Source organism: Acidovorax sp. LjRoot117, from assembly GCF_964252695.1.
Taxonomy (GTDB): Bacteria; Pseudomonadota; Gammaproteobacteria; order Burkholderiales; family Burkholderiaceae_C; genus Acidovorax.
Window position 1 is genome coordinate 216,406 of record NZ_CAXUPO020000006.1, and the last position, 22,910, is coordinate 239,315.

General features: G+C 68.2%; 22 protein-coding genes. 10 read left to right on the forward strand and 12 right to left on the reverse strand.

Annotated elements, in window-relative coordinates; genetic code table 11:
* Nucleotides 1-49 precede the first annotated feature (49 nt).
* From ACSQ3D_RS17515 to ACSQ3D_RS17525, 3 genes are all read left to right on the forward strand, one after another.
* Nucleotides 50-1,147, forward strand: coding sequence for a M14 family metallopeptidase (locus ACSQ3D_RS17515; RefSeq protein WP_436127732.1), 1,098 nt, complete (start codon nt 50-52; stop codon nt 1,145-1,147).
* Nucleotides 1,148-1,380: 233 nt separating this feature from the next.
* Entirely contained in the window at nt 1,381-2,388 is a 1,008-nt protein-coding gene (locus ACSQ3D_RS17520; RefSeq protein ID WP_436127733.1) for a response regulator transcription factor, read from the forward strand.
* A gap of 225 nt (nt 2,389-2,613) precedes the next feature.
* The gene (locus ACSQ3D_RS17525; protein WP_436127734.1) at nt 2,614-4,251 is read left to right on the forward strand and encodes a tannase/feruloyl esterase family alpha/beta hydrolase; all 1,638 of its coding nucleotides are present in this window, start codon (nt 2,614-2,616) and stop codon (nt 4,249-4,251) included.
* On the opposite strand, the gene ACSQ3D_RS17530 is transcribed toward ACSQ3D_RS17525, so the two are convergent.
* Nucleotides 4,232-5,134, reverse strand: a complete 903-nt coding sequence (locus ACSQ3D_RS17530) for a LysR family transcriptional regulator (protein ID WP_056165132.1) — start codon at nt 5,132-5,134, stop codon at nt 4,232-4,234. The genes ACSQ3D_RS17525 and ACSQ3D_RS17530 overlap by 20 nt on opposite strands.
* Before the next feature lie 78 nt (nt 5,135-5,212).
* Here ACSQ3D_RS17530 and msuE point away from each other — a divergent pair, with 78 nt between their 5' ends.
* The 3 genes from msuE (at nt 5,213) to ACSQ3D_RS17545 (ending at nt 7,967) form a co-directional block, all read left to right on the forward strand.
* Nucleotides 5,213-5,806, forward strand: a complete 594-nt coding sequence (gene msuE / locus ACSQ3D_RS17535) for an FMN reductase (RefSeq protein ID WP_436127735.1) — start codon at nt 5,213-5,215, stop codon at nt 5,804-5,806.
* Between the two features lie 47 nt (nt 5,807-5,853).
* Nucleotides 5,854-6,864, forward strand: a complete 1,011-nt coding sequence (locus ACSQ3D_RS17540) for a DUF1852 domain-containing protein (protein ID WP_436127736.1) — start codon at nt 5,854-5,856, stop codon at nt 6,862-6,864.
* A gap of 77 nt (nt 6,865-6,941) precedes the next feature.
* Complete coding sequence (locus ACSQ3D_RS17545; RefSeq protein ID WP_056165138.1) at nt 6,942-7,967, forward strand: methionine synthase; 1,026 nt, start codon at nt 6,942-6,944, stop codon at nt 7,965-7,967.
* 140 nt (nt 7,968-8,107) lie between these two features.
* On the opposite strand, the gene ACSQ3D_RS17550 is transcribed toward ACSQ3D_RS17545, so the two are convergent.
* From ACSQ3D_RS17550 to ACSQ3D_RS17565, 4 genes are all read right to left on the reverse strand, one after another.
* Nucleotides 8,108-9,274 carry a mandelate racemase/muconate lactonizing enzyme family protein gene (locus ACSQ3D_RS17550; protein WP_436127737.1) on the reverse strand — a complete coding sequence of 389 codons (1,167 nt, stop codon included), beginning with the start codon at nt 9,272-9,274 and terminating at the stop codon, nt 8,108-8,110.
* 52 nt (nt 9,275-9,326) lie between these two features.
* The gene (locus tag ACSQ3D_RS17555) at nt 9,327-10,028 is read right to left on the reverse strand and encodes an SDR family NAD(P)-dependent oxidoreductase (RefSeq protein ID WP_436127738.1); all 702 of its coding nucleotides are present in this window, start codon (nt 10,026-10,028) and stop codon (nt 9,327-9,329) included.
* A 171-nt stretch (nt 10,029-10,199) separates the two neighbouring features.
* Entirely contained in the window at nt 10,200-11,174 is a 975-nt protein-coding gene (locus tag ACSQ3D_RS17560; protein ID WP_436127739.1) for a Bug family tripartite tricarboxylate transporter substrate binding protein, read from the reverse strand.
* Between the two features lie 80 nt (nt 11,175-11,254).
* The gene (locus tag ACSQ3D_RS17565; protein WP_436127740.1) at nt 11,255-12,202 is read right to left on the reverse strand and encodes a dihydrodipicolinate synthase family protein; all 948 of its coding nucleotides are present in this window, start codon (nt 12,200-12,202) and stop codon (nt 11,255-11,257) included.
* Between the two features lie 116 nt (nt 12,203-12,318).
* Between ACSQ3D_RS17565 and ACSQ3D_RS17570 the strand changes: the two genes are divergently transcribed.
* Nucleotides 12,319-13,278, forward strand: a complete 960-nt coding sequence (locus ACSQ3D_RS17570) for a LysR family transcriptional regulator (protein ID WP_436127741.1) — start codon at nt 12,319-12,321, stop codon at nt 13,276-13,278.
* Between the two features lie 36 nt (nt 13,279-13,314).
* On the opposite strand, the gene ACSQ3D_RS17575 is transcribed toward ACSQ3D_RS17570, so the two are convergent.
* Nucleotides 13,315-13,881, reverse strand: a complete 567-nt coding sequence (locus ACSQ3D_RS17575; RefSeq protein ID WP_436127742.1) for a DUF922 domain-containing Zn-dependent protease — start codon at nt 13,879-13,881, stop codon at nt 13,315-13,317.
* A gap of 14 nt (nt 13,882-13,895) precedes the next feature.
* Nucleotides 13,896-15,533 carry a wax ester/triacylglycerol synthase family O-acyltransferase gene (locus tag ACSQ3D_RS17580; protein ID WP_436127743.1) on the reverse strand — a complete coding sequence of 546 codons (1,638 nt, stop codon included), beginning with the start codon at nt 15,531-15,533 and terminating at the stop codon, nt 13,896-13,898.
* 150 nt (nt 15,534-15,683) lie between these two features.
* On the opposite strand from ACSQ3D_RS17580, the gene ACSQ3D_RS17585 reads away from it, so the two are divergent.
* A complete protein-coding gene (locus ACSQ3D_RS17585) occupies nt 15,684-15,938 on the forward strand; it encodes an acyl-CoA-binding protein (RefSeq protein WP_436127744.1) in 255 nt (84 codons plus the stop codon).
* Between the two features lie 289 nt (nt 15,939-16,227).
* On the opposite strand, the gene ACSQ3D_RS17590 is transcribed toward ACSQ3D_RS17585, so the two are convergent.
* Nucleotides 16,228-17,457, reverse strand: coding sequence for a CaiB/BaiF CoA transferase family protein (locus ACSQ3D_RS17590; RefSeq protein WP_436127745.1), 1,230 nt, complete (start codon nt 17,455-17,457; stop codon nt 16,228-16,230).
* On the reverse strand, nt 17,450-18,382 hold the full coding sequence (locus ACSQ3D_RS17595; RefSeq protein WP_436127746.1) for a hydroxymethylglutaryl-CoA lyase: 933 nt from the start codon (nt 18,380-18,382) through the stop codon (nt 17,450-17,452). The genes ACSQ3D_RS17590 and ACSQ3D_RS17595 overlap by 8 nt, the downstream gene beginning before the upstream one ends.
* 162 nt (nt 18,383-18,544) lie before the next feature.
* Here ACSQ3D_RS17595 and ACSQ3D_RS17600 point away from each other — a divergent pair, with 162 nt between their 5' ends.
* Nucleotides 18,545-19,285: an IclR family transcriptional regulator gene (locus tag ACSQ3D_RS17600; RefSeq protein ID WP_436127747.1), complete on the forward strand. Its 741-nt coding sequence runs from the start codon at nt 18,545-18,547 to the stop codon at nt 19,283-19,285.
* Between the two features lie 146 nt (nt 19,286-19,431).
* Nucleotides 19,432-20,529 (forward strand): ornithine cyclodeaminase, encoded by a 1,098-nt coding sequence (locus tag ACSQ3D_RS17605; RefSeq protein WP_436127748.1) that lies wholly within the window; start codon nt 19,432-19,434, stop codon nt 20,527-20,529.
* Between the two features lie 12 nt (nt 20,530-20,541).
* On the opposite strand, the gene ACSQ3D_RS17610 is transcribed toward ACSQ3D_RS17605, so the two are convergent.
* From ACSQ3D_RS17610 to ACSQ3D_RS17620, 3 genes are read right to left on the reverse strand one after another with little or no spacing between them, the layout of a single operon-like run.
* Nucleotides 20,542-21,270 carry a nitroreductase gene (locus ACSQ3D_RS17610; RefSeq protein ID WP_436127749.1) on the reverse strand — a complete coding sequence of 243 codons (729 nt, stop codon included), beginning with the start codon at nt 21,268-21,270 and terminating at the stop codon, nt 20,542-20,544.
* A gap of 15 nt (nt 21,271-21,285) precedes the next feature.
* On the reverse strand, nt 21,286-21,738 hold the full coding sequence (locus tag ACSQ3D_RS17615; protein WP_436127750.1) for a polyhydroxyalkanoic acid system family protein: 453 nt from the start codon (nt 21,736-21,738) through the stop codon (nt 21,286-21,288).
* Nucleotides 21,731-22,888, reverse strand: a complete 1,158-nt coding sequence (locus ACSQ3D_RS17620) for an aminopeptidase (RefSeq protein ID WP_436127751.1) — start codon at nt 22,886-22,888, stop codon at nt 21,731-21,733. Before ACSQ3D_RS17620 ends, ACSQ3D_RS17615 begins: the two co-directional genes overlap by 8 nt.
* Nucleotides 22,889-22,910 lie beyond the last annotated feature (22 nt).

Genomic DNA, 22,910 nt, shown 5'->3' on the forward strand with positions numbered 1-22,910 from the left:
CGGGTTTTCTTTTGTCCCCCTCCCCCCCCGACCCCTGAAAGCCCCGCCCATGATCGGCATCCCCAGCGCCTTTTCCTCCAGCTACGCAGAAGCCCGCACCAAGTTTCTGGAGGGCGCCGCCGCAGCCGGCCTGCCCATCGAGTCGCACGCCCACCCGCTCAAAGGCCGTGACGGCGAGGACCTGGCGATGGACGTGGTGCTGGACGGCTCGGCCGATGCGAAAAAGCTGTTCATCGTGAGCAGCGCCTGCCACGGCGTGGAGGGCTACTGCGGCAGCGGCGTGCAGGTGTTCGCGCTGCACGACCAAGAGTGGCGCGACAAGGCACGCGCCGCTGGCGTGGCCACGCTGTACATCCATGCGCTCAACCCCTACGGCTTCTCGCACGTGCGCCGCTTCACGCACGAGAACGTGGACCTGAACCGCAACTTCCAGGACTTCTCCCAGCCTCTGCCGGTGAACAAGGCCTACCGCGAGGTGCAGCCCCTGCTGCTGCCCGAGCAGTGGCCGCCCTCGGCCGAGAATGCCGCCGCCCGGCAGCAGTACATCGACACGCACGGCGAAGCCGCCTGGCAGGCCGCCATCTCGCAGGGCCAGCACGAGTTTCCGCAGGGCGTGTTCTTCGGCGGCACCGAGCCCACCTGGAGCAACCGCACGCTGCGCCAGGTGCTGCGCCAGCACGGCGCCAACGCATCGCGCATCGCCTGGATCGACCTGCACACGGGCCTGGGCCCCAGCGGCCATGGCGAGCGCATCTACGCCGGCAAGGACGATGCAAGCTCCGTGGCGCGCGCCCGTGCCTGGTGGGACGGTGGCGGCGCCACGCCGGTCACGTCCATCTACGACGGCTCCTCGACGTCGGCCTTCCTCACCGGGCTGATGTGGAACTCCGTGTACGACGAGTGCCCGCACGCCGAAACCACGGGCATTGCGATGGAATACGGCACCGTGCCGGTGCTGGAGGTGATGGACGCGATCCGCGCCGAGCAGTGGCTCAACCTGCATCCCGAGGCACCGGCCGAGCAGCATGCCCAGATCAAGGCGCAGATGCTGGCAGCGTTCTACACCGACACCGATGTGTGGAAGGGCCAGATCGTGAGCCAGGCGCGCCAGTCGATGTTCCAGGCGGTCGACGGCCTGGCCCGGTAGTTGGGTTTCATCGGCCTCCAGCGCTTGCCTGGCAAGCGCAAGGCGCTACAAAAAACATAGTCATTTTGGGGCTTGAGGCCCTGTGCGCCGTGGCGCAGGGCGGTGCGGGTGCACGCTCTGGGCGGGCCGGGGGCGCTGGCGTCGTGCGCGGCGGCTACCATCGCGCCAAACCCAGGAGACCGCGCCATGGCCTTTGCCCCTACCTCGCTGCGCGCGGCGCAGCGCCCGCTCCGATGAGCGTTCCGGCCCCCCAGCCCGGCGCAGGCCCGCACCCCGATGCCGTGCGGGCGCTCAGCCGCAGCCTGCTCGCGCTGGGGCAGCTGGCGCGGCACACGCAACCCCAGGACATGCTGCACCAGGCCCTGCAGACGCTGCAGGCGCTGGTGCCGTTCGACTCGGCCTGGTGGGGCGAAATGTCGGCAGGCGATGTGCACACCAGCCCCCGCAACTGGCTGCATGGCAGCATGGGCCTGAGCCAGAGCTTTGCGCAGGAATGGAATGAACTGTCTGCGGTGGACGAGTTCGCGCGCCAGTCCATGAGCCGGCTCGGCGTGGTGATCCGCGAACGCGACGTGACCGGCGACATCGCCGAACACGCCGAGGTGCTGGCGTTCAGCGAGCGCCATGGCCTGTACCACTGCATGGCGCTCACGGCCGAGCTGCCGCACAGCGGCCTGCTGTTCTTCGTCTCGGTGTACCGCCCGCAGACCCGCACCGAATTCACCGACCAGGAGACCGTGCTGTTCGGCGAGTTTGTCGTGCACCTGCTGCAGCACTGGCACCACCGGCTGCAGGCGCTGCAAAGCGATTCGCCCAGCCGCCCGTGGGACAGCTTTGCGCTCGCAGAGCCTTCGGGCGATCTGCTGTTCGCGGGGCTGCGCATCAGCCTGGCGCTGGGCGAGGCCCACCCCGGCTGGGCCGGCACGCGGCTGCCGACGGCGGTGGTGCAAGGCCTCGCGCGCGCGCCGTGCACCGTGGCCGTGGGCAAGGCCTGCCGCCTGCGGATGGAGCCCTGCGGTTCGCTGGTGGCCATCAGCATCGCATCGCGCCACCCGAAGTCGCCGCTGGCGCCGCGCGAACTGAGCGCGGCCATGCTCTACGCGCAGGGGCGCTCGCACAAGGACATCGCCGCCACGCTCGGGCTCACGCCCGCCACCGTGCGCACGTACCTGCGCACCGCCTATGCGGCGCTGGGGGTGAGCAACAAGCTGGAGCTGGTGGCGGCGCTGCGCACCGCCTGAGGGCGTTCAGCACACGTGCTACCTCGGTCTTCCTGCCGGGTGTTGGTGTCCGTGCGGGTCGATCCCGGCGCTCGGTAGTTTCCCGGGCCCTCTGCATTTGCAGAGGCTGCAGCAGCGCCTTCTTTTCCTATCGTCCGCACCGGAGCCGCAAGGGCTGCGGTGGCGGTGCTGCCGCGCACAGCCCTTGCGGCTCCTGAAGAAACATCATCACAGGAGACGCATCCCATGTTCCCGAGCACATCCCGCGCCACCGAGGCGCACCGCCGCAGCATCCCCGGCCCTGTACACGCAGGGCGATGGGCCGCCCGAACCCTGGGCGCCAGCGCGGCCCTGGCGCTGGCGGCCTGCGGCGGTGGCGGCAGCGACGCCCCATCCCTGGCCGCCAGGCCCCTGGCCGAAGCCTGCGCCGCCTACACCTCGGCCGCGCTGCCCCATGGTGCCAAGGTCACCCGCACCGAGCTGCGCAAGGCCGACAGCACGCTGCCCGACGCCTGCATCGTGCGCGGCGAGATCGTCTCGTCGCCCGAGTCCACCATCAACTGGGCGGTGGAGCTGCCCACGCTCGCGCAGTGGAACGGCAAGACGCTGACCATCGGCGGCGGGGGCTTCGACGGGTTCATCCCCACCGACGACCCGTGGTACCAGCAACTCGTGGGGCCGTCCGCCCACGCCTACGTGAAGATCAGCTCCGACTCGGGCCACCAGATTCGCGGCTTTGCCTGGGGCAAGAGCGATGTCGCGCTGCGCAACCATGCGTTCGACGCGAACCATTTCGTGCTCGAGGTCGGCACGGCGATCGCCACCGAGTTCTATGGCAAGCGCCCCGCGCGGCGCTACCACATGGGCCATTCCAACGGCGGGCGCTCCGGCCTCATCGCCACGCAGAAGTACCCCAAGGACTACGACGGCGTGGTGGCGATGGAGCCCGCCATCAGCCAGCAGGCGCACCAGGTCAACCTGGGCCCCACGGTGCTGCGGCACATCTTCAAGAGCCGCGACAACTGGCTCAGCCCCGCCAAGATCGCGCTCTACGCCAAGGCCGAAACCGCAGCGTGCGACGGCCTGGACGGCCTGAAGGACGGCATCATCGGCAACGTCGAAGCCTGCAGCTATGTGCCCACCGAGCTGCTGTGCAAGGGGGCCGACAGCGACACCTGCCTGACGGCCGGGCAGATCGAATCGATCCGTCTCATCTACAGCGACCACAAGACGCCCGTGACCCTGTCGCGCGGTGCGGTGGGCTATCCGCGCTACGGCCGGGGCGGGGCGTCCACCTCGGACTGGCAGTCCTACATGTTCGGCACCAGCTTCGACGCGCCCGATTCGTTCAACCACATGGCCGTGACGGAAGCCGCGCGGCTGGTGGAGGGCAACCCCAACGCCAACATCCTGACGCACGACCCCACGCAGTACCAGGCGCAGTACGCGCGGCTGGCCGGGATGATCGATGGCACGGACCCCGACATCTCCGCCTTTGCCGACAACGGCGGCAAGCTGCTGATCTGGTATGGCCTGGGCGACACCTGCGTGTCGGTGTACCGCACGGCGGACTACTTCGAGTCGGTCAAGCAGCGCCTGGGCGCCAGCAAGGTGCAGGGCTTTGCGCGCATGGTCACCTCGCCCTCCAACGGGCATGACCTGGACGGCGCGGGCACCGAGCCGCGCTCCATCGACCTGCTGGCGGCCATGGATGCCTGGGTGGAAAAGAGCACGGCGCCCGACAAGCTGGTGGCCACCAAGTTCGCACCGGGCACCAGCACCCCCGTGGCGCAGCGCCCGGTGTGCGAGTACCCGAAATTCCCGCGCTACAACGGCACGGGCGACCCGGCCAAGGCCGAGAGCTTCACCTGCTCTGCGACGTAGGCACTGCAGTGCGGGCCAGTTCGATGAAGGCCCGCACGTAGTCAATGGCGGTGTCCGTCTCGCGTGCCCCGAGGAATATCTGCTTGGCGATGCCGCGCGCGCCCAGCCGGACAGGCACCACATCCATCTTGGCCGCGTACTCTTGCACCAGCCAGCGCGGCAGGGCGGCCACCCCCCGGCCGCTGGCCACCATCTGCAGCATGATGTCGGTGGTCTCGATGGCCTTGTGGCGCTTGGGCGTGACACCGGCCGGTAGCAGGAACTGGCTGTAGATGTCCAGGCGCTCGATGTCGACGGGGTAGCTGATGAGCACTTCCTGTGTCAGCTGCTGGGGCTTCACATAGGCCGCCGAAGCCAGGGCATGGCCCTTGGCCACGACGAGCACCTGCTCGTAGTCGAACACCGGTTCGAACTTCAGCCCTGGCTTGAACAACGGGTCGGGCGTGACCAGCAGGTCGATCTCGAAGCCGAAGAGCGCGCCGATCCCGCCGAACTGAAACTTCTGCTTGACGTCCACGTCCACGTCGGGCCATGCGGCCAGATAAGGGGACACCACCTTGAGCAGCCACTGGTAGCAAGGGTGGCATTCCATGCCGATGCGCAGCGCACCGCGTTCGCCCTGTGCAAACTGGCCCAGGCGCTCTTCGGCCAGGTCCAGCTGCGGCAGCACGCGGTTGGCCACTGCCAGCAGGTACTGGCCGGCCTGCGTGAGGCGCAGGCTTCGACCTTCGCGCAACCACACGTCGGTGCCCAGTTGCTGCTCCAGCTTCTTCATGCTGTGGCTCAGGGCCGACTGGGTGAGGTTCAACACGCCCGCCGCGGCCGTCAACGACCCTTGCTTCTCAACCTGCTGAACGATGTTGAGGTGAATGCGTTCGAGCATTTTTAATGAACCGTGTTCATGGAATGATGAAATAAGACCATTTTACTTCATGGTTCGCAGCCACTAGCATCCCTTCCCATGAACGCACCTACAGCACATCCCCTGCGCATCGTCGCAGTCTCCGGCGGGCTGCAGCGCCCCTCCAGGTCCGCTGCCCTGGCAGAGCACCTGCTGGACCTCATCGCCGACGAGCGTCCCTGCGAACAACGCCTGGTCGACCTGGGCCAGCTCGCACCGATGTTCGCTGGCGCCGTCTGGCGCGATCAACTGCCCAGCGCTGTAGAGCGGGAATTGGCGGCGGTCGAGCAGGCCGACATCCTGGTGGTGGCGACACCGGTGTACCGCGGCGCCTATGCGGGGCTGTTCAAGCACTTCTTCGACTTCGTTCACCAGGACGCGTTGATCGACACGCCGGTGCTGCTGGCCGCCACCGGCGGCAGCGAGCGCCATGCGCTGGTGATCGACCACCAACTGCGGCCGCTGTTCAGCTTCTTCCAGGCGCACACGTTACCGCTGGGCGTGTATGCGACCGACAAGGATTTCGTGGACTACCAGTTGCAAAGCCAGGCCCTGATCGACCGGGCCAGACTGGCCGTCCAGCGGGCACTGCCGCTCATGCCGTTGGCGCGCCACGCCCAGCCCTCGCCGGCCGACGAAGTGGCGCTGGCCTGAGGCAAGCACCGCCCCTTCCCCTCCCCAATTCAAGCCACCGGACCGCCATGAACGACGAACTCAGCTTCAGCCTCAAAAGCATATGTTTCGATGAAAACTATGAGCCATCGGACAGCACACGCATGACCACCAACTTTGCCAACCTGGCCCGGGGAGCCAGTCGGCAACAGAACCTGCGCAACACGCTGAAGATGATTGACAACCGCTTCAACGACCTGGCGCATTGGGACAACCCGACGGGGGACCGCTACTGCGTCGAACTGGAGATCATCTCGGTCGAGATGAGCATGAATGCCAAGGCTGGCTATGCTGCCTTTCCGCTGATCGAGATACTGAAAACCTGCATCCTCGACAAGAAGTCGGACCAACGCATCCCTGGCATTGCAGGGAACAATTTTTCCTCCTACGTGCGCGACTACGACTTCAGCGTGCTGCTTCCTGAGTACAACGCCCACCGCGCGCAATTCAGCACGCCCGATGATTTTGGCGACCTGCATGGAAAGCTGTTCCAGCAGTTCGCCAACTCGCGCATCTACAAGGAACGCTTCGGCAAGCCGCCCGTCATCTGCATCAGCGCTTCGACCAGCAAGACCTATCGACGCACCGGCAATCAGCACCCGGTACTGGGCATCGAATACCAACAGAGTGGGCTGTCCTCAACCGACCAATACTTCGCAAAAATGGGGATGCAGGTCCGCTTCTTCATGCCCGCAAATGGCGTTGCGCCGCTGGCTTTCTACTTTCAGGGAGACCTGCTGGGCGACTACACGAGCCTGGAGTTGATCGGCACCATCAGCACGATGGAAACTTTTCAGAAGATCTACCGCCCCGAGATTTACAACGCCAATTCAGCGGCAGGGCAACTCTACCAACCGAGCCTGAAGAACGAGGACTATTCGTTGACGCAGATCGTGTATGACCGGGAAGAGCGCAGCCAGCTGGCGGTCAAGCAGGGCAAGTTTGCGCAGGAGCACTTCATCCGGCCGTACAAGAAGGTCCTGGAGCAATGGACTGGTGCTGCTGCAGTTGCTGCAGTTGCCCAAGCCCACGCCCACTGAATACTCGGCTTCCATCGCCGGGCCAAAGTCCCGGAATATGCTCACCCACCCCTCTTTTGCTTCAAAGGAATTGTCAGATGTTTGAAACCTCCATCGCAGGCAGCCTGCCCAAACCCGCCTGGCTGGCTGAAACCAACAAGCTCTGGCCCCAGTGGATGGCCGAGGGCGATGCGCTGCGCCAGGCCAAGGCCGACGCCACCTTGCTGTGGATCAAGGCCCAGGAAGACGCGGGCCTGGACATCGTGGGCGACGGCGAGCAATCGCGCCAGCACTTCGTGCACGGCTTCCTCGAGCAGGTCGAAGGCATCGACTTCGAGCACAAGGTGAAGATGGGCATCCGCGACAACCGCTACGACGCGATGGTGCCTCAGGTGGTCTCGGCCCTGCGCCTGAAGGGCCGTGTGCATGCCTTCGAGGCACAGCTCGCCCGCGCACACACCAGCAAAAAACTGAAGTTCACCCTGCCCGGCCCGATGACCATCGTCGACACCGTGGCAGACCGCTTCTACGGTGACAAGGTCAAGATGGCCTTCGCGTTTGCGGAGCTGCTCAACCAGGAAGCGCTGGCGCTGCAGGCCGATGGCGTGGACATCATCCAGTTCGACGAACCCGCCTTCAACGTCTACATGAAAGACGCCGCCGACTGGGGCGTGCAGGCGCTGGAGCGCGCAGCGCAGGGCCTGACCTGCACGACGGCGGTGCACATCTGCTACGGCTACGGCATCAAGGCCAATACCGACTGGAAGAGCACCCTGGGCGACGAATGGCGCCAGTACGAGGCAGTGTTCCCCGCGCTGGCCAAGAGCAGCATCGACCAGGTGAGCCTGGAATGCATCCATTCCCATGTGCCGCCCGACCTGATGAAGCTGCTGGCCGGCAAGGACGTGATGGTCGGCGTGATCGATGTGGCGAGCGACGTGGTCGAGACCCCGGAGGAAGTGGCGGACACCATCGCCCGGGCACTGGAGTTCGTGCCCAAGGAGCGGCTGTTCCCTTGCACGAATTGTGGCCTGGCGCCCATGGGGCGGGACGTCGCCTGGCGCAAGCTGAAAGCGCTGGCAGAAGGCACAAAGCTGGCCAAGGAACGGCTCGCCGCGGCGTAACGCCAGCCGGGCTGGCTTGGTGCTGCGCCCGCTGGGTGACGCCGCCAGAGGTCGGGAACTGAAGTGGCCGCCCACGCAGCCACTTCAAATTTCATAGCTGCCAGCGCTTGCTCAACGAGCGCTGGAGCCTCATTGCACTGTCAAGACGCCAGTGCGCGCATCTCTGCGATCAGGTCCGACTTGCCCTCGAAGCCGATGCCCGGCAGCGGCGGCAGCGTGACGTAGCCGTTCTCGACCTTCACGCCGTCCGGGAAGCCGCCGTAGGGCTGGAACAGGTCCGGGTAGCTCTCGTTGCCGCCCAGGCCCAGGCCCGCGGCAATCGCCAGCGACATCTGGTGGCCGCCGTGCGGGATGCAGCGGCTGGGGGACCAGCCGTACTCCTTGAGCATGTCGAGCGTGCGCAGGTACTCCACCAGGCCGTAGCTCAGCGCGCAGTCGAACTGCAGCCAGTCGCGGTCCTTGTGCATGCCGCCGTGGCGGATCAGGTTGCGTGCGTCCTGCATCGAGAACAGGTTCTCGCCCGTGGCCATCGGGCCCTGGTAGACCTCGCCCAGCTTGGCCTGCAGCTCATAGTCCAGCGGGTCGCCGGCTTCCTCGTACCAGAACAGCGGGTACTGCGACAGGGCCTTGCCGTAGTCGATGGCGGTGGCCAGGTCGAACCGGCCGTTGGCGTCCACCGCCAGCTGCTGGCCCGGGCCCAGGATCTTGAGCACCGACTCGATGCGCTCGCAGTCCTCGGCCAGCGTCGCGCCGCCGATCTTCATCTTGACCACCGAGTAGCCGCGCGCCAGGTAGCTTTCCATCTCGCGCTGCAGTGCTTCGAGCCCCTTGCCCGGGTAGTAGTAGCCGCCGGCCGCGTAGACGAACACGCGCGGGTTGGGCGTGCCGTTGCCGTAGCGCTCGGCCAGCAGCTGGAACAGTGGCTTGCCCGCTATTTTTGCCGTGGCGTCCCACACCGCCATGTCGATGGTGCCCACCGCCACCGAGCGCTCGCCGTGGCCGCCGGGCTTCTCGTTGATCATCATGCGGGCCCAGACCTTGTGCGGGTCGATGTTCTCGCCGGTGGCGTCGAGCAGGCTGGCGGGCTCGGCCTCCAGCACGCGCGGGATGAAGCGGTCGCGCATCAGCGCGCCCTGGCCGTAGCGGCCGTTCGAGTTGAAGCCGTAGCCGATCACCGGCTTGCCGTCGCGGATCACGTCGGTGACCACGGCCACGAGGCTGAGCGTCATCTTCGAGAAGTCGATGTAGGCGTTGCGGATGTCCGACTTGATGGGACGGGTCGATTCGAGGATGTTGACGATCTTCATGGTGGTCGTGGTGGTGGATGAAACAAAAAAGGAAGGGCGACGAAACAAGCGATCAGCGGGCGAGCGACGAGCCTCCGCAGATCGCGATGTCCTGCCCCGTGATGGCGGCGGCAGGGTCGGAGAGCAGAAATCCCACCAGCGCGGCGATCTCGGCCGGCTCGATCAGCCGGCCGATGGGCGGCAGGCGCGGCGCGCTCCCGGCGCGCGCCGGGTCGTTCAACATGCCGGTGGCCGTGGCCGCGGGCGAGACCACATTCACCGTCACGCCCTGCGCGGCCACCTCGGCCGCCCAGCTGCGCGCCAGCGCGATCAGCGCGGCCTTGGTCGCGGCGTACTGCCCGCGCCCGGCCATGCCCTGCGCCACACGGCTGCCGATGAACACCACGCGCCCCCGGCCGCGCTGCGCCATGCCGGGCACGATGGCGTCGGCCAGGCGGGTGGCGGCGTCCACATGCAGGCGCCACATCAGCTCGCCGCCGGCATGGTCGAGCTGGCCCAGCGGCCCCACGCGCAGCACGCCGGCCGCATGGACCAGCGCGTCCACGCCCGGCAGCGCAGCGGCCACGCGGGCGATGGCGGCGCCATCGGCCAGGTTGACGGGCGTGTGGGTGAACGAGGGATGGACGACCGTCGCCTGGGCCACGTCAAGGCCTGTCACGCGCCAGCCGTTTGCCAGCAGCGATTCGGAGATGCTGCGGCCTATGCCGCTGCTGGCGCCAGTGACAACAGCCTGTCGTGAAGTCCCGCCCGTCATGGCGTATCTCCTGGGATCGACAGGGGTGTGGCCGCTGGCCCGGCAGCGGTCGCCAGCCCTCCGACGTTATCGCGAGGAACGCCGCGGAACCGGCTTTGCCGGGCCGCTGGTGTTGCCCCCGGCAAGGGGGGGGGCGAAGCGACACGCAGTGCGCGCAGCCTGGGGGTGTGCTTATTCCACACGGATGTTCCCTTCGGTGACGATCTTCTGGGACCGCTCCATGTCGCTGCGCTGGAACTTGGCGAAGTCCTCCACGCTGCCCGGCGTGGTCAGCAGGCCTTGCTCCTTGAGCTTGGGTGTCATCTCGGCCAGGGCCTTGTTCACCTCGGTGTTCAGCCGCTGGGTGATGTCCGCCGGCAGCCTGGCCGGGCCCCACAGGCCGTACCAGCTGTAGAACTCGTAGCCCGGGATCGTCTCGCCCACCGTGGGCACGTCGGGCAGGCTGGCTGCGCGCTGCGCGGAGGTGACGGCCACCACGCGCAGCATGCCGCTCTTGTGGTACTGCAGCGAGCCGAGGATGGGGTCGATGAAGCCGTCGATCTGCCCGCCGATCAGGTCCTGGAACGCAGGCGCCGTACCCTTGTACGGCACGATCAGGTAGTCGAGCTGGCCGGCGCGTTTGAGCAGCTCGGTCGACAGATGCCCGGCCGACCCGATGGAGCCCACGGCAAAGGTCATCTTGCCGGGGTTGGCCTTGGCGTACGCCATCAGCGACTTGATGTCGGTGACGGGCAGGTTCTTGTTGATGGCCACCGACAGCGGCGCCTTGGCCACCAGCGCCACGGGCGTGAAGTCCTTGACCACGCCGTAGGGCACGGACTTCATGGTCATGGGCGCGGTGGTGAAGGTGGACGCGTTGAACAGCAGCGTGTAGCCGTCGGCCGGGGCCTTGGCCACCACGTCGCCGCCGATCACGCCGTTGCCGCCGGGCTTGTTCTCCACGATGAAGTTCTGGCCCATCTGCTCGCCGAGCTTTTGCGCCAGCTGGCGGCCCACGGTGTCGAGCGTGCCGCCCGGCGGGAAGGGGATGACCACCCGCACCGGCTTGGTAGGGTAGGCCTGCGCAAAGCTGCTGGCCGCCACTGCGAGCGTGGCGGCGCCCAAAGCGGTGCGCAGGAGTGTCCGAAGGAATCGATTGCGTTGCATGGTGTCTTGTCTCCGATCTTTTTGTTCGAGAACTTCCAACACGGGGGATTGACTTGAGATCCCCCGCCCACGTCCATCACTCAGCGCTTGAGCAGACCCGCCTGCTTCACCGCCGCGCGCAGGGCTTCGACGTCCTTCGCGTTGGGAGCCTCGGTCGGTGGGCGCACGGTGGCGTCGTCCAGCACGCCGGCCAGGTACATGCCGCCCTTCATGCGGGCGTGGGCCTCGCCGGTGGGTTCGCCGCCGCCGTACACGGCATCCTTCAGCGGCGTGATGACGGCCTGCACGGCCATGGCCTTCTTCAAATCACCGGCCTTCACTGCGTTCCACAAATCGATGATGAGCTGCGGGATGAAGGTGGCAAAGCCCACCAGCGCGCCGTCCACGCCCTGCACCATCGAGGCGAGCAGGTACTCATCGTGGCAGGTCAGGATGGCCTTGGAGGCGTCGGCCTCGCGGATCGCCTGGATGTCGCGGGCGTACTTGTTCATGTCGCGCTGGCCCACCTTGAAGGCCTGCAGGTAGGGCAGCCGGGCCAGGTCGGCCAGCAACTGCGACGAGTACGAGGCGCGCGTCCAGGCGGGGTAGACGTGGCAGACCAGGTCGGCACTGGGTGCGGCCTGGTGGATGGCCTCGAAGTACTGCAGCGCGTGGCCGGGCGTGAAGCCGAAGCGCAGCCAGTGGTGCGGGGGCATCACGTCGAGCGCCACGGCGCCGGCCTCGACGGCGGCGCGGGCATGCTCGGCCGCATCCTTCAGGCCTTCGCAGACGATGGAGGAGATCACCGGCACAGGCCGTGCCAGGCCCTTGAGCTCGTCGGCCAAGATGCGCGTGACCTCCGCGCGCTCGGTGGGCGTCAGCGAAAACACCTCGCCCGTGTGCCCGTTGGTCATGATGGCGACCACGCCTTCGTGGCCCGCCAGCCAGGCGGCGAGCTTGCGCAGCGCGGGCTCGTCGATGCGGTGGTCCGGGGTGAAGGGGCACGAGATGGCGGGAATGATCCCGCGATAATTCGAGATGGCAGGCATGCTTTTTTGTCTCCGTAGGGGAAAGCGGGTGAACGACGGGGTGGATCATTTCCCGTGGCGCGCCAGCGGTCCAATACTTCAATCGCATACAACTATCGCAAGGCAGGAACGCACCCATGGGCCCTGGCAACCGACCGCTGGATCTGGAGTGGCTGGAGGACTTCCTGGCCCTGGCCGAGACCGGCAATTTCTCGCGCGCGGCCGAGGCGCGCTCGATTGCCCAGCCCGCGTTCAGCCGCCACATCCGGGCGCTGGAGGACTGGGTGGGGGTCGAGCTGTTCGACCGCAGCGCGCACCCGGCTGCGCTCACGCCGGCCGGCCAGCGGTTCCTGCCGCTGCTCGAAGCCATCCTGGCCAACCTGGAGGCCGCCCGCATCAAGGCCCGCGCCGCGCACGACGTGGCCGCGGCCAGCCTGCGCTTTGCGGCCACGCACGTGCTGTCGCTCACGTTCTTTCCACGCTGGCTGGTGGGCGTCGAAACCCGGCTGCAGATGGGCCCCATCCAGACCATGTCCGACAGCTCGCACGCCTGTGAGGACCTGATGCTGCAGCGGCGCGTGCAGTTCGTGCTGTGCCACGGCCACCCGGACGTGCCCGGCCGGCTGGACGAGGCGCAGTACCCGGTGCTGCGCCTGTCCGGCGATGTGCTGCTGCCGGTGAGCGCGCCCGCCCCGGCATCGCCCGGCCATCCGCTGCACGCCATCGTGCAGCAGGACGCGGTGCCCGTGCTGGCCTACAGCGAGGCCTCGGGGCTGGGCCGCATCATGCGGTCGCGCATGCGCCACCTGTTCAGCGAAGGGCCGGACGCCGCGATGCCGCAGGGCGTGTCGGTGGTGTTCACCGCGCACCATGCGGTGCTGCTCAAGACCATGGCGCTCGAAGGCCGTGGCGTGGCCTGGCTGCCCGAGAGTTTGATCGCCGATGAGCTCAAGGCCGGCACGTTGGTCGCCGCGGGCGGCAGCGACTGGAGCCTGCCGGTGCAGATCCGCCTGTACCGCCAGCGCGCCGAGATGTCGCCCATGGCCGAGGCGGTGTGGGAGCTGTCCGCGTCGCTGGCGGCAGACGGGAGCGGCTGAACAGCGCGCTGCGCCTCGGCAGGTGGGCTGGCGGCTTCAATCGAGCTTGGCGCCCTGCGACGCGCCGTGGCGCGTGTCGCGGTCGTACTGCCGTTCGCGCTCGGTGTGCTCGCGCAGCAGGCGGTGGCCCAGGGCGTTGGCTTGGCGCTCCAGCGTGGCGCAGTCGGGCGCGGCGGGCAACTGCGCAATGCCTTGGTCGATGGCGCGCGCCGCATCGCGGCCGAACTGCACGTGGCCTTGTTCGTGCCGCGACAGGGCGGGCAGGTAGCGGTCGAAGAGCGCGCGCTGGTCGGGCGTGGCGCGCCGCAGTTCGGGCAGCTGCACCTCGCTGCGCAGCCGCGTGGTGACTTCGGTGATGCGGCAGCGGCCCGAGGCGTCGCGCGACCAGCGGAAGGTCCAGCGCACGTCCCAGTGCGCATGGCCGTGAAAGCGCTGGCCGTCCACGGTGATGGGCGTGGCCGCATTGAGCGCCTGGCGCAGCGTGTCGGCCGGCTCTGCGTACACGGCGTACGGGCGGTCGGCATGCTCTTCGACCACCGCAGCCTGGGCGCAGGTGGCCGCTGCCGCAGCCCACGGTGCCAGGAACAGGGTGACGGCTTTCACCGCAGGGGGCTGCCTCATTCGCCCCACGGCAACATGAGCGTGAGCAGCGACAGCTGCGCAAACTCCGGCGTGAATGCATCGATGATGCGCTGCGGCTCGGGGCACAGCGCGGTGTCGGTGATCACGCCGAATTGCACGCCGCCGCCGTAGCTCAGGATGGAGACCCCCAGGCCAATGTCGCCCGACTGCGGCACCCAGAACATGCACTGCGTGACGCGCGCGCCGCACAGTGTGAGCTGCTCCTTGGGGCCGGGCACGTTGGTCATCACCGCGGTGGTCTTGCGGCCGAACAGGTTGAGCAGCGCGTCCTGCGCGGGCTTGATCAACAGCCCCGCCACGGCCAGCATCGCAAACGCCAGGATGGGTTGGGTGCTGCCCTTCAGGGCATTCATGCGCCGGCGCACTTCGTACACGCGCTCGACCGGGTTGGCCATGCCGATGGGCAGCACCAGCGGCACCAGGCCGAAGCGGTTGCCCAGCTTCCACGCGTCTTCCATGGGGCGCAGGTTGACGGGGATCATCGCGCGGATCTCCTGGCCCGTGGGGTCGTCGCCCTCGCTGCGCAGGTAGCCGCCGATGGCGCCGGCCACGCACGACAGCAGCACGTCGTTGATGGAGCAGTTGAGCGCTTTGCCGATGGCCTTGACCTCTTCGAGCGGGATCGGCGGGCACCAGGCCACGCGCTTGGCGCTGCCGGGCTGGCCCTTCAGGCGCGTGGGCGAGTCGTCGGGCATCAGCGCCAGGGCGGCTGCGTCGCTGACCAACTGGTACGCCACGCGCGCCATGTCCATCGTGCCCGACAGGCCGCTGTGCATGGTCTTTTCGGGGTCGCCCAGCATCTGCAGCGACTTGGCGGCGCTGTCGCCCGCCAGGTCCAGCGCCTTCACGGTCATGCCGGTGAAGGGCTTGATGAGCGTCTCGGCGATCCAGTCCTCGGCCGTGGCGGCCTGCTCGCGCTCTTTGCGGGTGCGCTTGGGCGGCTCGGCGCCGCCGTCCACGATGGACATGGTCACCGAGATCAGCGCGATGCCGTCGGCGATGCAGTGGTGGATGCGCACGATGAGCGCGCTGCCTGGTTGGCCGTCGTCACCCACGAAGTCTTCGACGAGGTGCATCTGCCACAGCGGACGGCGCGGGTCCAGCGGCTGCATGGCCAGCTCGCCCACGCGGTCCTGCAGCGCGCGCTGCATGCTCTTCTCGCCTTTCTGGAGGGTGAGCTTTTCGCGCAGCACATGGGCCGCGATGTCGAACTGCCGGTCTTCGACCCAGGTGGCGCCCGCCGCGTCTTCCACCACGCGCTGGCGAAAGCGCGGGTACTGCAGCAGGCGCTGCTGCACGCGCTCGCACAGGGCCTCCCACCCGATGCCGGGCGAGAGCGTCCACACGCCGTTGATCATCATCAGGTTGCTGGCCGAGTCCATGCGCAGCCAGGCCGTGTCGACCTTACTCATGCGCTCGCCGGACAGCCCCAGCATGCCGGTGGCGGCGCGGCGCACGTTCTTTTGCACCGCGCCGGCGGCCTTGCGCGCCGCAGGCGGCAGCGCCTGGGCCGCGCGGCGGGCCACGGCGGGGGCCTGGGCGCGGGCCTTGCGCAAGGGGCTGGCGGCGCCTTCGGTGGCCGTGGCGCTGGGGGCAGAAATGCGGGTCACCATCGGATGTACACCTGTTGTTCGTTTTTGGGGGCTTGCCTCTATGGATGGCACGGCCTCTCACCATGCGCAGCCCGTAAGATACAACGCAGCAATCTCTTGCCAATACCGTTCTTTCCCTCCCCCTCAAGAATTCACCCAGGAGCAAATCCCATGGCCGATCTGAACGAGACTTTCGAAGCCGCCGTCGCCAATTCCAAGAACCTCAGCGAGCGCCCCGACAACGCCACGCTGCTCAAGATCTACGCGCTGTACAAGCAGGCCACCGCCGGCGACAACGCCGAGAAGAAGCCCAGCTTCTCCGACATGGTGGGCCGTGCCAAGTGGGACGCGTGGGAAAAGCTCAAGGGCACCGAGGCCGATGCCGCCAAGCAGCAGTACGTCGACGTGATCACATCGCTGCAGTAAGCAGTCGGTCCCCCACAGCAAAAGCGGCCCAGGCCGCTTTTGCTTTTTCTGGGGGGCGTCACTCCGCCTTGAAGATCAATCAGCCTGGTGGGCCACTTACCTCAGAGACCCCAATCCGATTCCCCATCCGTTCGGGCTGAGCTTGTCGAAGCCTTGCACGCTAGGGGCACGCCCTGGCTTCGACGGGCTCAGCCCGAACGGTGGTGGAGAGGTTGGGATGAGGGGATGAGGGGATGAGGGCATGTGAAGACCGAGGTCATTGGCCCATCAAGCACCATTCAAGAAAAAATCAGGCCCTACCGCTGGCTGGATAAGCGCCAAGCGCTTCTATTTTTATAGCATCGTAACCCAGCTCGGCCAGCAGCTCTGCATTGTGCTCACCCACACGGGGCGGCGACAGGCGCACGCCGGGGCGCTCGCCGTCCATGGCCAGGGGCAGCAGCACCGTCTGGGTGGCGCGGCCGTCGGGCAGGGTCATGGGGGCGAGGGCGCCGGTGGCGTTCAGGTGCGGGTCGGTCAGCAGGTCTTCTGGCCGCGTGATGGGCGCAAAGGGCAGGGCGTGCCGCTCGAACACGTCGGCCAGGTGCGCGGCGCTGAAGGGCGCAAGCCGCTCGCGCAGCAGCGGCATCATCCACGCGCGTTCGCGCACGCGGTCGTTGTTGCTGGCCAGGCGCGGGTCGGCCTTCAGGTCCGCAAAGCCGAAGGCGTCGCAGAACACCGCCCACGCGCCGTCGCTCACCACGGCCAGGAAGATCTGCTCGCCATCCTTCACCTGGAACACGTCGTAGATCGCCCAGGCCGAGATGCGCGCAGGCATGGGCGCCGCGGGCTGGCCCGTGACGGCGAACTGCATGATGTGCTGCGCGACGAGGAACACGTTGTTCTCGAACAGTGCGCTCTGCACCTCTTGCCCGCGCCCCGTCTTCTCGCGCTGGGCCAGCGCGGCCATCGCGCCGATGGCGCCGAACATGCCGCCCATGATGTCGTTCACGCTGGTGCCCGCGCGCAGCGGGTCGCCGGGCCGGCCGGTCATGTAGGCCAGGCCGCCCATCATCTGCACCACCTCGTCCAATGCGGTGCGGTGGTCGTACGGGCCGGGCAGAAAGCCCTTGTGGCTCACGTAGATGAGGCGCGGGTTCAGGGCCTTCAGGCTGACGTAGTCCAGGCCCAGCTTCTGCATGGTGCCGGGCTTGAAGTTCTCGCTCACGATGTCGGCCGTGGCGATCAGGCGCAGCACGGCCTCCTTGCCCTCGGGCGTTTCCAGGTCCAGCGCCAGGCTCTTCTTGTTGCGGTTGAACAGCGGGAAGAATCCCGCCCCCGACCCGCGCAGCTTGCGCGTGGCATCGCCCTCCCGGCCGTGGCCGATGGGCTCGACCTTGATGACCTCGGCCCCCAGGTCGGCCAGCACCAGGCCGCAGGTAGGGCCCATGACCATGTGGGTGAACTCCACCACGCGGATGCCGGCGTAGGGCAGGTTGGTGCGGCCCTGGCTCGGGGCACCATCATCGTTCTCAAGCATGTGTGGTCTCCTGGGTCCAGCCCTTGGGCAGCCCCGCCTCGGGCGTCATGCCGTACACCGGTTCGCCCGGCAGCCCGGCCTGCAGCGGGATGCGCGCGGCGAACAGCCGGGCCAGGTCCACGCCGGTGGTCACGCCCATGGCCTCGAACATGAACACCAGGTCTTCGGTGACCACATTGCCCGAGGCTCCCGGTGCATAGGGGCAGCCGCCCAGGCCTCCCAGCGATGCGTCGAAGGTGCGCACGCCCACGTCGTACGCGGCCAGGCAGTTGGCCAGGCCCAGGCCGCGCGTGTTGTGCATGTGGGCCGCGCCCGCGTGCGGGCCGATCTCGCTGCGCAGCCGGGTGAACAGGCGGCGCACCTGGGCGGGGTTGGCCATGCCGGTGGTGTCCGACAGGCCCACCTCGTCCACGCCCGCCGCCACGCACGCTGCAGCCAGGCGGATCACGTCGTCCTCGGGCACCTCGCCCTGCAGCGTGCAGCCAAAGGCGGTGGAGATGCCCACCTCCACCAGCACCCGGGGCCCGGTCTCGGCGCGCAGGCGGGTGATGGCGCGCAGCTCCTGCACCATCTCGTCGGGGGTCTTGCGCACATTGGCCTGTGAATGCGCCGCGCTGGCCGACACGGGCAGCGTGATCTTGTGCACGCCGCTGGCCAGCGCGGACTCGGCGCCGCGCAGGTTGGGCACCAGGGCCATCACGGTGATGCCGGGGTGGGTGAGCGCGTGGCGCACCACCTCGGCCACGTCGGCCATCTGGGGCAGCAGGCGTGCGGGCACGAACGAGCCGACCTCGATCTCGCGCAGGCCTGCGGCGACGAGCGCGTCGATCCAGCGCAGCTTGTGCGCCGTGGGCATGGTGGCCTTCACGGACTGCAGGCCGTCGCGCGGGCCCACTTCGCTGATGAGGATATCGGGGGGTGCCATGGGGTCCTTGGTGCAGTGCGGGGCGGCTGCAAAGGCTTGACGCTGCCGCGGTGCGTTGTTCTAATAGATAGAACGGTGTTCTTTCTTATGGAATGATTGGCTTTTTGCGCCGTCACGTCAACCCCCGCAGCCAAGCCCTTCGTTCGCCAACGGTCCCTCGCCATGCCCCGCAAATCCGCGCACGAATCCCTGGCCGACGCCCACGCAGCGCCCGGCGGTGTGGCGGCCGTGGACCGCGCCCTCACGCTGGTAGCCGCCTTTCGCGCGGGGGAAGGCGCTCTCACACTGGCCGAACTGGCCGCCCGCACACAACTGCACAAGAGCACCGCGCTGCGCCTGCTGGCGTCGCTGGAGCATGCGCGCTGGGTGCAGCGCCTGGCGGACGGGCGTTACGCACTGGGCGCTGAAGTGGCGCGGCTGCATGCGCTGTACGCGGCATCGTTCTCGCTCGACCGGGTGGTGCTGCCCGTGCTGCGCGACCTGGTGGCCGCCACGGGCGAGAGCGCGGCCTACCACGTGCGCCAGGGGCAGGGCGCAGACGCGGTGCGGTTGTGCCAGTTCCGCGTGGATTCGCCGCACCCCGTGCGCGACCACATCCGCGCGGGCGATGTGCTGCCGCTCGCGCGCGGCACTGGCGGGCGGGTGCTGGTGGCGTTCGACCCGGCGCTCAGCCGCACGCTGGGCCAGAAGGACCGTGCGCTCTACGCCCGCATCCGCGCGGACGGCTACATGGCCGGCGCGGGCGACCGGCTGCACGAGGTGGCGGGCATCTCGGCACCCGTGTTCCATGCCGACGGCAGCCTGGCCGCCGCTGTCACGCTGACCATGCCGGCGCACCGCTATGAAGAGCGGTACGTCAAGGCCGTGCTGGAGGCGGCGCGCCGGTTGAGCGGGCAGGTCTGAGGCGCAGACCGAGCATTGCCGACTGGTCAGAAGGCCAGTTTCGGCTGCCAGTTCGCCAGGGCGGTGCGCAATATGCGGCAGTTCTGGCGATTCCCATTGCCATCTGCCCGGCGGAAACTTGTCTCCATCCCTTTGGAGACAAGACCATGGTCACGCAGAACCTGACACCCACCGCATCGCACGCCACCCCCACCACCTTCTCCACCCTGTACCTCAGCGCGCCGGACGTCATCGCCCTCGTGCGGCGCAAAGGCATCGAAGCCTGCCTGCACGGCATCGCCGACAACATCGAGGCCGACTTCCTGCGCTGGGAGTCGTTCGACAAGTCGGCGCGTGTGGCCAGCCATTCGCAGGACGGCGTGATCGAGCTCATGCCCATTGCCGACGATGCAACCTACGCCTTCAAGTACGTCAACGGCCACCCGCGCAACACGCGCCATGGCCTGTCGACGGTGATGGCGTTCGGCGTGCTGGCCGATGTGGCCACGGGCGCGCCGGTGCTGCTCAGTGAGCTCACGCTCACCACCGCACTGCGCACCGCCGCCATGTCGGCCGTGGCCGCGCGGGCACTGGCGCGGCCCGGCAGCCGCACCATGGCGCTCATCGGCAACGGCGCGCAAAGCGAGTTCCAGGCGCTGGCGTTTCACCACCTGCTGGGCATCACCACGCTGCGGCTGTTCGACACCGACCCGGCCGCCACCGCCAAGCTGCAGGCCAACCTGCAGGGCACGGGCATCGCCACCATCGCCTGCGCCAGCACGGCCGACGCGGTGCGCGGGGCCGACATCGTGACCACTGTGACGGCCGACAAGACCAACGCCACCATCCTCACGCCCGACATGCTGGCGCCCGGCCTGCACATCAACGCGGTGGGCGGCGACTGCCCCGGCAAGACCGAGCTGCATGCCGATGTGCTGCGTGCGGCGCAGGTGTTTGTGGAATACGCGCCGCAGACCCGCATCGAAGGCGACATCCAGCAACTGCCCGCCGACTTTGCGGTGACCGAGCTGTGGGAGGTGCTGGCCGGCCGGCGCGCAGGCCGCAGCGGCGATGCCGCGGTCACCGTCTTCGATTCCGTGGGCTTTGCGCTGGAGGACTTCTCGGCCCTGCGCTTTCTGCGCGATGCGGCGCAGGTGCTGGGTGTGGGCGAGCGCATCGAGCTGATCCCCGCGCTGGCCGACCCGAAGAATCTGTTCGGCGTGCTGCAGGCGCGCAGCAGCCCCTTGCTGCGCGCAGCGGCGTGACCGAAGGCCCCGTCAGTCGCGCCACACCACGCTGTCGGCCGCATCGGCCCGCGTGGTGCGAAAGTGGTTGGCCGGGTGCGCCAGGTCCGCCATGCCGAACGAGATGCCGCAGACGATGGTGCGGTCATCGCCAATGCCCAGCACTTCGCGCAGCACGGCGGGGTACGACGCGAGCGCGGCCTGCGCAATGGAGCCCACGCCCAGGCTGTGCGCGGCCAGCATGAAGTGGGCCACGTACGCGCCGCAGTCCACCGCGCCGTAGGGGCCCAGTGCCTCGTCGCTGGTGACGATGGCCACGTGCGGCGCGCCGAACATCGTGAAGTTCTGCGCCGCCTGGCGGGCCGAGGCTTCGCGGTCGCCCTTGGCAATGCCCAGGGCCTCGTACAACCCCCAGCCGCATTCGCGGCGGCGCTCCTGGTACACGCCGCGGTACTCGCGCGGCCAGGGCAGGTCGGGCGTGGCGGGCGTCGTGGGCACCACGGCGGCGAAGGCTTCGCGCAGCCGTGCCAGCGTGGCGCCGCTGGCGATGTACACCTGCCAGGGCTGCGCGTTGCACCAGGATGCGGTGCGCTGCGCCGTCGCCAGAATCTGCTCAATGGTGGCGCGCGGCAGGGGCTCGGGCTGGTAGGCGCGGCAGCTGTAGCGGGTGTGCAGCAGGGCCGACAGCGTGTCGAACGCCGTGGCGTCAGCGGGCGGCGCTGCGGCCGTGCCTGTGGGTGTGGTGGGTGCCGGGGAGGCCATGGCGGGCTGTGGGCCTCAGGCCTTCTTGGGCTTGGCCGCGGTTTTGGCGGGCGTCTTGGCGGCGGCCTTGGGGGCTGCCTTGGGGGCGGCCTTGGGGGCTGCCTTGGCGGGGGCTTTGTCCTTCTTGGGCTCGTCGGCGTCCGCTGCCGCCGCCTTCTTGCCCGCCGCCTTGGCCGGCTTGCCGTTCAGCAGCGCGTCGAGCTGGTCGCCGATCTCGGACTCGATGCGGTCCTTGAACGCGCCGAACAAAAAGCCCAGCTGCGCCTTCATCTCGAACTGCGTGGCGTCCACCAGCAGCGTGCCCTTGACGCCCGAGCGGCTGAAGGTGAGCGTGTCTTCGGTGTCGCCCTCTTCGTAGACACATTCCATGTCGAATTTTTCCTCGGCCTTCTCGGCCCACGAGAAAGCAATCTTGCGGGCCTCTTTCAGGCCCAGTTGGTGTTCGCGATGGATGTGGATGTCAGGCACCGGGTGTCTCCTTGGGGGTCGTGGGCGCCAGTGCGCGCAGGGCGTCTTGGCGCTCCTGCAGCGGCTGGCGGGTCAGTTGTCGTACGGCATCATAGAACCGGCTCCAGTCGCGGCCCTGCTGCGCGAACAGGGCCTCGAAGCCCGGCACCAGCTCGTCGTAGGCGGCCTGCGCTGCAAAGCTGGCGTTGTTGGCCTTGGCCACCCAGCGGTCGTAGCCCGCCACCTGGGCGGTGGTGACCTGGGGCGTGGAGCCCGGCGCGGTGCCCAGCCACTGCGCGCGCAAGGCGTCGTAGCGGCTGCGGAAATCCTGCATTGCTTCTGTTTTCATAGCGGCTAGCGCTTGTCCATCCAGCGGTGGAGCCTCTTTTTGCTCATAAATGGCCGCCAGCCGGGCGCGCGTGGCACGGGTCAGCGCACGGAAGGCGGCGCGGCGCGCCTCGCTGGTGGCGTAGGCCTCGCGCGCGGCAGGTGTGGAATGGGTGGCCAGCCACTGCGCCACGCCGATGCGTTCCACCGCCGTGGCGAACGATTCGTTGAACAGCGTGTCGCCCTCGGCGTAGACCACTTGGTGCGCCAGCTCGTGGAACAGCAGGCGCACGAAGTCGCCCTCTGGCCAGCCGATGAAGGTGGACAGCAGCGGGTCGCCGCCTGCCCAGTTCATGTAGCCCAGCGTGGAGTACGCGGGCACGCCGTACACCTCCACTTCCAGCCCCTGCGCCGCGAGCTGGTCGGCCTCGGCCTGGGCGTCGGCCTGCGCGAAGTAGCCGCGGTAGCCGATGCAGCCCGTGACCGGAAAGCACCAGGTGTGCAGCGTCAGCGCATACGGCGGCGCGGCCACCACGTTCCACACCGCGGCGGGGCGCTGGAGGTCCGCATAGCGGCGGTAGCTGGCGTTGTCGGGCAGGCCCAGCTCGGCCACCGCAAAGGCGCGGGCTTTTTGCGCCAGCTGCAGCCGCTCGCGCAGCGCGGGGTTGATGTCGCTGCGCGCGATCCAGCGGTCGATGGGCTCGGCCGCCTGCATCAGCTGCATGTGGCCGCGCACCGACTGCCAGTAGTAGCCCAGCGAGTCGGTGGTGCTGGCGCAGCCCGCCAGCAGGAACGGGGTGGCGAGCGCCAGCCACAGCAGGGGGCGTACGGGAAGCAGGCGCATGCAGGCAGTGGTCTCGGAACAG